Below are 13,279 nucleotides of genomic sequence, written 5' to 3'. Positions count from 1 at the left end.
TATATTTATTAATCTTCTGAATCAAATTTACTTATATGAAGAAAATTTTACTGTTTACATTGTTTATTATTCTCTCAAATGTCACACAGGCTCAAGAAAAGTACAAGGTCGTCCTAGACTACTTATCAAAAGAAACCATCTACTTGAGATTGGATAAAAAAAACGTCGTTATTGATACACTTGATAGCCCAAAATTCAAAAGAAATAGTCTTGTTGAAGTTGAAGTCAGGAATATTAATCCATTCGCGATTGACCTTGTCGCTGAGTCAAAAGAAAAATTTATTCACAGCAGTTCTTCTGGGTTCAATTTTGCTAGTATGCTAGGTGGAATGAGTTCATTGGCAGGAGATGGCTTAAAATTAAGTGTACAAAACCTCCCTATGGATGATCTATTGCCTGAAAATTCTTTGACCAGCCGGGGGTTAAAATCCAGAGGTGATGAATTGGGGTCTCAGTTATCCCATATCAATGAACTTAGTACCAGCATCGAAGCAATGCGTACCAGTCTTCAGGCTAATTTACTGAACCCTAACCTTTCGAAGGAAGAAATAAAAGCGACACTTTTGAAGCTCTCTAAGATTCCTGTAGATTCTAGACTGACCAACCCTGATGAAGACTATTATCTTTATCTTTTGAATTTAGAAAGGGCTTTGAAAGAAGATGTGCAATCTGCTGCTACAAATATTCAAGTTTTGGAATCCGAAATTGATGATACGGACGATAATTCTGCTATCAGTAGAGGAGGGACTTCCAAAATAATTTTTAGTGATTTGGAGAAAGTATCCAAATCATTGGATCAGGTTACTTCGGGGTCGGGGGACAACCTACAAAAAATCAAAGGGATGTACAGTATGCTTGAAGCTGCTTCTTTTGAAAAAAAGTTTGATTACCTGATGGAAGCAGACAAGGTAAATTTAGAAATGAAGTTTATTCCAAGTCAATACGCTATGGATAATTCCGGCTCTAGTGACAACTCACCAATAAGTACTAAAAAGATAGAGTTGGCTTCTAAAGGTGGCTTTAAAATCAATTCTAGTGTTGCTCTCACCTTGGTGAATTTTGGAGCTAATTCATCTAACTTTTTCATCTCAGAAGATGGTATGGTTGGTTCAGAGGCAAATGATTTTTATACGCCAAATATCAGCACATTGATTAATTTTTATCCCGTTTTATCTGAAAACTTTAATGTCGGTGGAAGCTTTGGACTTTCAGTTCCTATTGCTGGTAATATCAATGGTATTAATTTTCTTTTAGGTCCTTCGATATTTTTAGGAAACAATAGTAGGTTGGCTATATCTGGAGGTATAGCATTTGGACCGGTGAATAAACTTACAAATGGGATTCAGGTCGGAGACCAAACGACTCTAAGAAGTCTAGAAAATTTTACTAGAACAGTTTATCAAACAGGTTATTTTTTCGGTGTTTCATTTAGCATACTCGATATCAAATGATAAAATTCTTCAAACTACTAGCGCTTATTCTTTGTCTAGCCTCAAATAGTTTAGAGGTTTTAGCAGAGAAGAAAGCTTTAATAATTGCTGTAGGTGATTACCAGCCAAGAACAGGATGGGGTAAAATCAGCTCAGCAAATGATATTCCGCTTATAAAAGATGCCCTGATCAGTCAAGGATTCGATGATGAAAAAATTGCCGTCATAAGGGATCAAGCTGCCACTCGAAAAGGGATATTAGATGCTCTAGCTAAACTTTATCAAGAATCTGTAAAAGGAGACATTGTTGTCGTTCACTACTCGGGACATGGTCAGCAAATATTCGATGACAATGGAGACGAGGCAGATGGTTTGGATGAAGCGTTGGTGCCTTATGATGCTTTCTCGAAATTTGCCTACAATTATCAAGGAGAAAATCATATCAGAGATGACGAATTGGGAAATATCATCAATCAATTCAGGAATAAACTAGGGACAGATGGTCAGTTACTTTTCATTTTGGACAGTTGTCACTCAGGATCTGCCACAAGAGGTGGAATTGCTAGAGGCGGGCAGGGCGCACTGACTCCTCCTGATTGGAAAGAACCAGACTCGTCTAATGCTGCATTGACAAGCAGTATGTTTGAAAGAACTAAATTAGATGATAATTCTTCTCCATTTGTCATGATCAGCGGTGCATCTGCTGACGAACTCAATTATGAATATCAGGGAAAAGGCTCGTTGAGCTATGCTTTTTCGGTAGCAATGACTTCTTTAGGTTCAGAATTTTCATATCGTCAACTTTTCTCAAATATAGCAGCTCAAATGAGCGTGATTTCTCCTCTTCAAAGTCCTGCTATAGATGGTGATTTAGATTTCATGCTTTTCAATGGTGATTACCTTACCCAATCACCTTTTTTCAATGTAAAAAGAATCGCTAAAAGCAACCTTATTCAAATTGATGCAGGTAAACTTCAAGGCGTTTTTGAAAATACCACAATCTTCCTGATGCCCGCAGGGACTTCTGATCTGGAATCTGCCAAACCTATTGCCAAAGGGAAAGTTATCAACACCAAATTTAACGAGGCTGTAATAGAGCTGGAATCTGATCTTTCAGATTTAAATGAAAAGCTTTATTGGGTATTTATAGACCAACCCAGTTATGGAGATCTTTCAGTTTCTATTTTTATAGAAGAATCGGAACCACTAACAAATACTAAAAAGGAAATTGAAGATTTTTTCAAAATGAGTGGGTTGGGAGAGGTCGTATCAGATACTGCCGAAGCAGATCTTCAAATAAGACACTTCGAAAAAGAAACAGCACTTTTTGTTAGTAATGGCTTATTGAAAATACAAATATTAAATGATCAGCCCAATGCTGCTCAAATAGATGAATTAAAATCAAGTATAGCCAGCTATGCTCAAGGAAAATACTTAAAGCAAACGCAACTTAAAAACCCAAAATTCGAAATTGAATTTAGATTGAGGCCAATCAGTTTTGATGAGATTCTTCAAACAGCTGAATTATTGCCTGATGATACCATTTATCAGACAGGGATTTTAAAAGTTAGACCTGATGAGGATAGGGTAGTTTTGGAAGTTACCAATAAATCTAAAACCGATTTGTACTTCAGCATCATTGAAATCAATAGTAAGGGAGAGATAGGAGCTTTCATGCCCAATAACAACTGTACCATGAACGATCAGGAAAGAAAAATTTCTGCTGGACAAACAGTCATTTATTCTGATTGCATATTCTCTTTTGGACCTCCTTATGAAAAATTAATGCTGAAATCTTTTGCCGCACCATTCCCCATCAACTTTCAACCAACAGTCCAACAGCAAGGTATGAATTCAAGGGGTAATTCAAATCCTTTAGAGAAATTTGTGCAGTTATCCTTTGAAAGGTCAAGAGGGAGCTCGGGATCGCAAGTCGCAGAAAAAATGGATGGCTATAGCTATGAATATATTTATGAAATAGTAGAGAATTAAAAACATACGCTACATTTTTTGTTCAATGTCCTTGACATCGGTGAATATATGAGTCTATCAGTTATAACATAACTTTCTTTAGTTACAGGTCTAAATTTAAATTTGTAGAATCAATCAGGAATTTGTCTATGTATTATCCCAGAATCATAAACACTAGATATGTTTTACCCAAGATTAGTTTAATACTCTTATTGTTTGGCTGTTTATTTTATTTTTCAAATCCTGTATTTGGTCAAGATAATATCATAGAATATGCCGCCAAATTCACTGGTGATGGAAAAACCTTTTTCCAGTATCAATTAGAGACTGACAAAATCAAAAAGCTTCGATTGATTCAAAATGAAACCGGACATTTATTGAAGTCCTATCAGCTTCCAGAAACTACAATCTATCATTTCGAATTTGACCTTAACAAAAAAAGAATCCTACTCATATCCCATGATGGAATTTACCATATGGATTTTTTGACCGGAGATTTGCTTGAGAAAATCCCATACAACGCAAATTTGGAGACCGAATTCAAAGGTTATTCATATTCAATGACTGAAGATAAATTTGATTTTTATGATGACATGCTGCTGATCAAAACTGTCAACCAGGTCTTTCTTATGAATCCATTTAGCGGAGAAGTTATTACCCAAGTAAAACTGCAAGAAAACGTAGATAATGTATGGCTGATTGATCAAGAAAATTCAGTTTTGTTTACAACAGATCTGGGTTCAAGAGTTGCTAAATTGGATTTGAAAACAAAAAAAATCTCAGAGTTAGGAAATGTAGGGTTTTTTAATGTTCTCAAATTGTCTGAAAATAGAGAGGAAGCTATTTTTGTAAATGCTGAGACAGTGAATACTTTCGATATAAGATCCAAAACATGGGTACTTAAAAACTCAATTAAAAAAAATAATAACATATTTATCTCAATACAAGATGCTGTTGTAGGAGATGGTGGTTTCGTTTTTTCTACGGGTAAATCTTCTTTTGTTTCTTATGACAATCCATCTTCGGATTTTTCTGATTACAACACTTTTCCTCATCTTATAACTGGTCTTGATTATTATAGTAACAGATTATTGCTTTTCAATCAGGATTATACCTACATCTATGATATTTATGGACAAGAGATTTCCAGATATTTTAATGCTTCAGTCAATACACCTTTATTCTATGAGGCTGAACTTACTTTGTCAGAGGTATATGAAAATGATATTTCTGCTCTATCAAGGGTTGATGGTAAATTGGCTATCGGTACTACCGCTGGGAAACTAAAGCTAGGAGAATTAGACAGTACCTACTTAAGTACTGCAATTACATATTTGGAGGAAATCAATCAAAAAATAATTATAGGAGGCTATTCAAGAATGATTACAGTTGATCCAAAATCTACTGAAGTTGAAAAGGTATTCAGAGGTTTTGAGGGGAATGTCATTCATAAAGCTCAAAGAGCAAATGATCCTTATTTTTTCTTGCAGACGCAAAATGATTTAATATATCTGGTTTCTAATGAGGGTGAGTTTATTGAAAAGATTGCCTACAGCAAACCCATAGAGAAATTTTCGATCACAGATAAAAAGTTAGAAGTACAGCACGCTGATTTTATAGAGACTACAGACTTCAGTTTTGCAATCAACAATCACTTCGATCCTCCATTAGAAATTCTTTTCAGCCAGCTTCATCAGTATTTTTCAAAATCATTGATCTATGATCCTTCAGGTGATTATATTTTTTCATTTGACAATAAAGAGCTTAAGTTATGGGACAGTAAATCCTTGACTGTTTTGAAAAATCAAAACCTCAGTAGTATTTCTAATGCTATTTTTAGTCAAAATGGAAAAGAAATCATTGCTTACAGCCTAACAAAAATTTTTCTCCTTGATGCTAAAACCCTGCAAATCAAAAAGGAGTACCCAATATCAAGACTTGCATATTCTGGATTGGAGAGAGGTTTAAATCTAAGACATATTACATTAGCCAATGAGAATTTGGCAATTTTCTCCGACATCTATGGGATTCTTTATTATTTAAACTTAAATACAGGATTTTTTTCAAAGTGGTTCTATCCTGAACAGAAAGCAGTCTTTGGTTTAGCTTACAGTAAAAAGAGAGACGCTGTTTTGATTTATGGAAACGACGCAATTCTTGCATACAAACTCAATGATATCGAAAATCCAATTTTCAGAATACCATATCCTTCAGATCCGCGAAGAAATATTTATACACAAGAAACATTTGATCTCTCTCCAGATGAAAAATACCTTTTAGTGGCAAATTCAAATGACGTATTGCATTTGATTGATCTTCAGAAGGAAGAGATAATCTGGGAAACAAAGCATAAAACCCATGCTTTGTTTTTAGACAACAGTAATTTTTTAACTGTCGAAGAATCTGAGAAAAGGATCGCATCCTTATATAAGTATAATATTTCCGACCTTTCGAACCCTGAAGTGATAAAAGAGTTTGGCTTACAGACCATGTCCTACGCTCCAATACCTAATTCGATTGCTAATAATACGATTACAAATGAATTGGCATTTCTTTATTCCAATGGCTTTGTTGAAAGTTTTGATTACCAAAGGAAAACCTCTTTAAAAAATATCAAAAATGGAATTATTAATGCAAACGGAAAATTCAATCCTAATAATGGACAAATTCATATTGGCTATCCCAATAAAATTAAAATTTTTGATTGGTTGAGAGGAACTTATGAGCGCGAAATAACCTCAAAAACAAGAGGAGGGAGTAGTCCTAATTTTATGTTTTCACCTTCTGGCCAATATTTCATTATAATTTATTCAAATCTTATTCGCTTTTTTAATTCAGATGGAAGTAAGGAGCTTTTTACTCTTGATGTTGAGAAAACTTACAGCATTAATTTCAATAAGGATGAATCCAAAATTGTACTATGGGATTATTTAGGGGAATTTCAAGTTCTAGATCTTGCAACTCAGGAGATTTTGTTTACAAAAAATCAAGTTGAGGGTGAGGGCTTTAAATACCTCAAATTGGTTGAGTTTGATGAAACAGACGATCTTTTGGTTATTGGTTCCGAAGATGCTGACAAAACCGTATTGTATGGAACATTTGAAAAAAATCGTCTTGATAATTTTGAGAGATATGATGGAAATTCTGGGAAACTTAAAGAGAATTTTATAATCGAGACTTTTTTGGCCGAAAGCCCTATTTTGATTAAGGATAAGCTATACTTTCAAAGCCATTATGGAGAACTATCTCGAATGGATATCAATACAAAGGAAATCTTCAAAGCTCGCTTTGAAGGCAGCATAGATAAACTCTTTCATAGCTATGATTCAAATTCATTTTTAGTGGGTGACGATAATGGACTAGTTCATATCATGGATATTAATTCTTTGGAAAGTACGTCAATTTGGGAAGGTACTCGAGAAGGAAAAATAAGAACAATAGAACATTATCAAAATTACTCTTTGGTAAATTTTGACAACCGTGGTAGTTTGATTTTGAATAATAAATCTAAGGAAAATATCTTTCATGCTGTAATGATGTCGAACGAGGGATATTTATTTTACAGAGATGATGGCTATTATTCTGGATCAACAAATATCAGCGATGCCATTTACTTCAAAGACGGAAATGCTATTTATTCTTTTGACCAGTATGATGTAAAGTATAACAGGCCTGATTTATTGATTTCATCAGTCCCTGAATATGACAAAAACTTAGCTGACGCATATTATCATGCATACAAAAAAAGGTTGAATAGACTGAAAATTGACGAACGGAAACTAGAAGGTGAAATCAGTCTTCCACAAGTTTATTTTGTGTCAGATCTTGAAAGGAGCTATGATAAAAAAGAAATTTCTTTAGTTTTTGAAGCCATCGATGAGGTCTTACCCATTACTTCTTATAATATTTGGATTAACGAAGTTCCTATTTTTGGTCAAAATGGGAAAACGATAAGTAATACAACACAAGAAACCATTCAAATCAAAGAAGATATCCTTTTGAGCGAAGGGATAAATACAATTAGAATTGCAGCATCCAATAGCGATGGTATTACCTCTAACAGACCAAGCATAACGACCTATTTTATTCCTCAAGAACCTTATAAGCCTAAACTATATTACATCGGATTAGGAGTAGATCGCTACGTTCAGAATAATTATAACCTGAATTATGCTGCAAAGGATATAAGGGACTTAGCTTTGGCCTTTAAAGATATTTATGGAGAAAATGCCATTATAGATACACTCTTTGATGAAGCAGTGAATGTAAAAGCCTTGGAAAAAATAAAAGTACTTTTGGCTCAGACAAATGTGGAAGATCAGGTGATCATTTCTTTCTCAGGACATGGACTTCTTAACGATGATTTCGATTATTATCTTGCGACACACCAAATTGATTTTGATCAACCAGATCAACTTGGGATTCCATTTGAAGAGTTTGAGGCACTTTTGGATATGATCCCAGCAAGGAAAAAACTGATGTTGATTGATGCATGCCATAGTGGAGAAGTCGATAAAGAGGAGTTGGAGGAAATCCAGCAGTTCAAAAAAACTGAAGGTATGAAAGGTTCAACTTCGGTCAGTTTGAAAAAACCAAAACTTGGAAGTAAAAACACATTTGAATTGATGCAGGAGCTTTTTGCAAACCTAAATAAAGGGACAGGAGCCACAATTATTTCTGCTTCAGCTGGGACAGAGTTTGCTTTGGAAAAGAGCTCACTGGCAAATGGATTGTTTACTTACAGTATCCTGGAATTGATGCAAGAATATCCAGAAATGAATGTTTCTCAACTCAAAGACTTAGTAGGAGAGCGGGTGTTAGAGCTTTCTAATGGTTTACAAAAACCCACAAGTAGAAAAATCAATATGGAATTAGATTGGAAAATTTGGTAATGTATCTCAATATGAAAAGCTATTTTGTCAGTTCGAAACTTTTTATTTTAACTTTTACAATACTATCGTGCTCATGTCTGAGTATTCCAAGATCTAATAAGACATCAGGAGATCGTTTGGAGTCCATAATTATTGAAAGGAGTAAACCACTGGATTTGTCTAAGCTTCCTGCTCAAGAGGTGAGAAGTAGAGGATTGGTAACAGCCACTATTCTGGGAAAAGGACTGCCACTTGCAATCGATGGAATCAAAGCATTGATCAAAAGAGATCAGAATAAATACACAGTAAGCTATAAGCAGCTGAAAAGTAATATGTTTTTTTACAGTAAACCATCCTCTTTGGGCAGTCTTGATCCACAAGATATACAGTTTGAAGGAGTAGAAGTGAAGCGATATTATACTCCAAAAAATAAAAATGAAACTATGGCTATGCGTATGGTATTCAGCATCGCAGAAGATGAAGCAAGTCTTTATAATTTAATCAATAACTCCCTTTTCCAATTGCAATTGGAAGAATTGGAGCTCAATTACGCCAAAGCAAAGATTCCCGATGCCAAGTGGTATCTTCCTTGGACACTGATTTATAAAAATGATGATAAACTCAATCTGGATGTTAACATCAGCATCTTTGGCTCCTGGATTACAGAGCAAGGAATTATTTACAACAACCAAAAGCTAGGAATGGCCATGCTCAACCTAAGAGATGTTCCATTAGAAGACCCCGAAAAGCTCAAAAATTTTATAAATGAACACCTCGGAAAGAATTTAGATGGATATTTTTACTTAGTACCAAGATCTGCGGGAAGTTATATGTCTGCCGAAAATAAAATAGAAAAGGGTTTTGGCCAAGGAATCTTTGCTGTAGAAGTCAATGTAACTGAGTCAGGTAAGAAAAAATTCATCAATGAAATTATCTACAATAATATCGATGCCTTAGACCAAATTCCCAAAGCAATCAAATTCAAATAGATCAATAACCTACTGAATACTAGACCATATAAGCTATTAACCCCTTAGAATCATCAATCGTTATTTTTCTTTAAGTTATTCGATAAAACTAAGTGATATTATCAAAAAAACCTTGCTAATGTTCATTATTGGAAAAAATTATCAGAGTTCTTTTTTGTGAGAAACAAGAGGCTTAACGCAAATCAATACTTAATATTCAAGCATTTCAAAAATTTCATTGTCCTTATTGGCACATTTAGACCGAAAAGAGTGGCACAATTCGAACAGTTAAGTCAAGAATCCGCTAAAAAACTAAACCCTTTAATCAGAGGTGTCAATCCCGAGCTTCGAGACAAACTGTACTTCAAAATATCCTCTTACTCCATTCCAAAAAAATAACTTTTGACGGGGGTCAATTTACATCACCAGCCGGGGGTCAATTTGAATCACCAGATGGGGGGCATTTTTTATCGTCAGATGTCAAAAAAGAAGTAAAAAGAAAAGCCTCTCAATAAATTTGAGAGGCTTACTTAAAAGTCGGTTGGGGTGGTATCGAACCACCAGCTATCAATTCTTGATTATTTCAAAGTGTAAACTGGATTTCTACTATTTTGCCAACCGAGTAGAACCAGAACCATTTACACCTAGGATTGTCATCATTCCGGAGGTGAAACCTATTATATTATTTAATTTATTTGTTGAATTTTTAATTTTATTTTTCATTTTTTTCCTCCTTTCAAAATTTAATTTGTACAATTTATTTTTTAAAAATTTAAATAACCCCCAAAACGTCAATGAAATCAAAATAAACCAAGGATCTGATAGCATCCCCAAAATATCTTTGACCACTTATTGGTCACAATTAAATAACGAAAGCTATTGAACTAAGGCTCTTAGTTTGTTACATATTTGTGTTTTTTTCATGGATAAGTTTTAGAAGCTTTTTAGTTGAAAAAGGAAGACGAAGAAATAACAATTATCAATCTAATACCCCCCTAATCCTTCAAAATTAAATAAGATTGAAAACCGCCAACATTGGTTTTAAAGGATAAAAAAATAAAGTCAATCAACAATCAATATCCACTTCCTCTTTATCAATCCCATTGAGATTCAATAAGCTATTGATCGTTTCATCCATACTTTTACACAAGCTGATCATCTTTTGAATATTGACATCGTCAAGGTCTTCAAAATGCGCATAGTGAAATTTAAAAACTTCCCCAATTTCAAAAGCCTCGTCTAACTCTTTATAGTCATTAGACATAGCCATCGAAACGAGAAGACCAAATACTTTGATTCGAGCCTCCCACAGCTCATTGATCGTATCTATAATTTGTTCTCTATATGTTTTCATAATTCACGCCTTAGGATCCATTGTATTTCTGATACAAGCATTTGCCTTACTATTTATAAATTTAAGCTGGAGTCCAATACGTCTCTAACTTCCAATTAAAGAAACCATAATTAGAACGAATATGAGAAACTAAGCCCCAATAATCTTTAAAATCCATTGTCGTCCAATTAATATCTTTGAAATAATTGTCTTTAGTTTCCTTATAAAGTCTTTTAAGTAAAATCCGATCTATGGGAGGATGGATTACTTCACAGATTTCCCCTTTTCCATTTTCAGGAAGAACCACAGCAGTTTTTAAATAAATAGCAATAATTTTTGATGCTCTGCCGTAACTCACTTTTTTATCAGTTAATTCTTTTAAATCTGATATAAGCTTCGTCGCACATGTCCTATGGAACAAATCGAAATTATCCTGAGAAAGATCTTTAGGGAAATTTTGTGTAAAGTACTTAAGTTCAGATTTTTCAATTGCTGTTTTGATGTTCTTAACAGTACTAAAGTTTCTCAAGGTAGCTCTTGCAGCTGTCCAAACAGCAAAATTATGAAGGTGATCATTGAAAGGGTATATTGGTAGCATAATTTAATAAAGAATTGATTAGATGTTTATTTTAAGGTAATTGATATTATTTGACCAATTAAATCAGGTTTGAAAAGTATTCTTTTACCCCTATGGAGACATTAAGAGCATACTTTCTATGTTAGTCTGTAGATGCTTTTTTAAATTGTTTATGCTCAATCGCCCAGATGAAGACAAAAACTAATAATTGTAAAAAAAGGACCAAATAAAGGTTTTCTAAGATGGAGAAATCAAAGAAAATATTTAAAATAATAACACAGTAAATTATAAAAATAGCAAATGTACTGCCTGCCATGCTACAGATTTTTAGAAGATCGGTCGGTACTTCATCGTGAAGTTTTGTTTCTAAGACTAAATAGATCAAAGAGTTTATGACCCACAATGGACTAGTGATAGCAAAACTTAAAAATATCAGTTTTGTAGTATCTAGATTTAGAAATAGATACTGATCATAAATAAAAAAAAATAGAAATCCTGGGATGACAGTTGCAAAAAGCAAAAGTAGGATTGTTAACCAAACCTCAGTAGAGATTTTAGAAAAATCGATATTAAGCATATTAAATAAATTTGGATTTAGTGGAATACAAATAGGGGAGACGCTAACCTCCCCTTAAACTTACCGAGTATGACAATCTGAACTACAATGAAAGCAACCATCAGATTTTGAATAAATTTTTTTGGCTTCAACAATTGCTGATCTGCAGGAACTGTGATTCCCTAGGTCTTGGTACGAAGATGGGAAAAAGGCACATCCCGATTTGTGTACTTCATGATCTCCATTTGCCTGAGCTTCATTATTGACAACATATCTGTTCATAGCTTTAGTAGTTTTCTGAGATAACAATTTAGTCAAAAAACACCAAAATATGGTGGGGAATATTAATCTGTGACATGAATTGTCGTGAAAGTTATCGAGCTACTGAACCTCATAAATCCTTCTTATTCAATGAAAACTAAGTTCAGAATACCCTAAACTAAATAACCAAAGTTTATGATTGTTAAACAATTTCCTAAAATAACTTTATTCAAGTTCACTTAGCTTATCTGGATTTTCTGTGAAATAATCATCACATTCATTTCCAGTCCATTCTTTATTAACCAAATATTTAAAAATTGTATCATCATCAAATAAAAGTTCAATCGATGCTCTTGATGCGTTTCCGACATAGCTTGTATAAAAGGTAAATGATTTACTTTCTCCTGCTTGAAATAAATCATAAGTAACATAACCATTGTCTGAAGTTATTTCATCTCCAGAATTTGTTTTGTAAGTTATTTTATATTTTAAACTTGGTACAGAAAAAGTAGAATTATTTTTAACTATTCCTTTTCCAGAAGCAGAACCTTGGTAACCCGACTCCCAACTCCAATCTGAAACTACAATATCTTTTTTAAGTTCTATCCAAACATCTAATGCTTTGCCAACCATTACCTTTTCAGCTTTTTTTATAGCTTTTAAAATTTGTTGATCTGTAGTGTCAATTGCTGTATTAAGGCAACCAGTTCCAACCCCAAAAATATATTCATCTTTTTCGTCAAATCCCGTCAAACCTTTTGAATCAAACAATTTAAGTTGTCCTACAGAATCTTGTTTAAAAAATAAAAAAATGTCTTTTTCTGTTAGTTTCCCAAAACCATTTGTAAACCTATTGCGCGCAGATACGGTAACAATGTTGTCTTTATAATTTACGGTACTGATATTTACAGAATCTGATTTAAAGTAACTATCAAATTTCGTAAAGTCGCTATATAACTCCTTCATTTTTGTCTCATTACCTTCTTTTAATGCTGAAAAAAATGATTTTGTTTGTTTTTCAGCTTCACTTTTAAGTTTTTTTGATTCACAAGAAAACAAAATTAAAGCGATGACGACCAAAAATGATAATCTTGTATTCATAATTAGATTGTTAGGTTTTACAGTATAATTTTTTACTTCAGTTTATTTTATAGTTCCATAGTCAATCCTAAAACATAGACTAACTAGGCGTATCAATGCATAAGGATTTAAACCTAATAAATCCCTTCCACTAAAAAAATACCAACTACAGGGTATTTTTAATAGATAAAACACATGAAGAGCAGGGAAATATCAGAAATGCCTTCTGTTAT

General features: G+C 33.6%; 8 protein-coding genes. 4 read left to right on the top strand and 4 right to left on the bottom strand.

Translation table 11 applies throughout. The annotated features are described in order from the left end of the window. Positions 1-35: 35 nt before the first annotated feature. The 4 genes from BELBA_RS02930 to BELBA_RS02915 all read left to right on the top strand — a co-directional run bounded on the left by BELBA_RS02930 (position 36) and on the right by BELBA_RS02915 (position 9,260). Complete coding sequence (locus BELBA_RS02930; RefSeq protein WP_014771266.1) at positions 36-1,451, top strand: hypothetical protein; 1,416 nt, start codon at positions 36-38, stop codon at positions 1,449-1,451. Then, positions 1,448-3,421, top strand: coding sequence for a caspase family protein (locus BELBA_RS02925; RefSeq protein WP_014771265.1), 1,974 nt, complete (start codon positions 1,448-1,450; stop codon positions 3,419-3,421). Before BELBA_RS02930 ends, BELBA_RS02925 begins: the two co-directional genes overlap by 4 nt. Positions 3,422-3,549: 128 nt before the next feature. Further along, positions 3,550-8,292, top strand: a complete 4,743-nt coding sequence (locus BELBA_RS02920; RefSeq protein WP_014771264.1) for a caspase family protein — start codon at positions 3,550-3,552, stop codon at positions 8,290-8,292. Between the two features lie 155 nt (positions 8,293-8,447). Further along, the gene (locus BELBA_RS02915) at positions 8,448-9,260 is read left to right on the top strand and encodes a hypothetical protein (RefSeq protein ID WP_245531123.1); all 813 of its coding nucleotides are present in this window, start codon (positions 8,448-8,450) and stop codon (positions 9,258-9,260) included. Positions 9,261-10,305: 1,045 nt separating this feature from the next. Here BELBA_RS02915 and BELBA_RS02905 read toward each other — a convergent pair. The 4 genes from BELBA_RS02905 to BELBA_RS02885 all read right to left on the bottom strand — a co-directional run bounded on the left by BELBA_RS02905 (position 10,306) and on the right by BELBA_RS02885 (position 13,067). Further along, complete coding sequence (locus BELBA_RS02905; protein WP_014771261.1) at positions 10,306-10,593, bottom strand: hypothetical protein; 288 nt, start codon at positions 10,591-10,593, stop codon at positions 10,306-10,308. 61 nt (positions 10,594-10,654) lie between these two features. Continuing rightward, positions 10,655-11,170 (bottom strand): hypothetical protein, encoded by a 516-nt coding sequence (locus BELBA_RS02900; protein ID WP_014771260.1) that lies wholly within the window; start codon positions 11,168-11,170, stop codon positions 10,655-10,657. A gap of 616 nt (positions 11,171-11,786) precedes the next feature. Further along, a complete protein-coding gene (locus BELBA_RS02890) occupies positions 11,787-11,987 on the bottom strand; it encodes a hypothetical protein (RefSeq protein WP_014771258.1) in 201 nt (66 codons plus the stop codon). A 204-nt stretch (positions 11,988-12,191) separates the two neighbouring features. Further along, on the bottom strand, positions 12,192-13,067 hold the full coding sequence (locus BELBA_RS02885) for a hypothetical protein (RefSeq protein WP_014771257.1): 876 nt from the start codon (positions 13,065-13,067) through the stop codon (positions 12,192-12,194). Positions 13,068-13,279 lie beyond the last annotated feature (212 nt).

This window comes from Belliella baltica DSM 15883 (genome assembly GCF_000265405.1).
Lineage (GTDB): Bacteria > Bacteroidota > Bacteroidia > Cytophagales > Cyclobacteriaceae > Belliella > Belliella baltica.
This window is presented reverse-complemented; position numbering and strand designations above follow the sequence as displayed.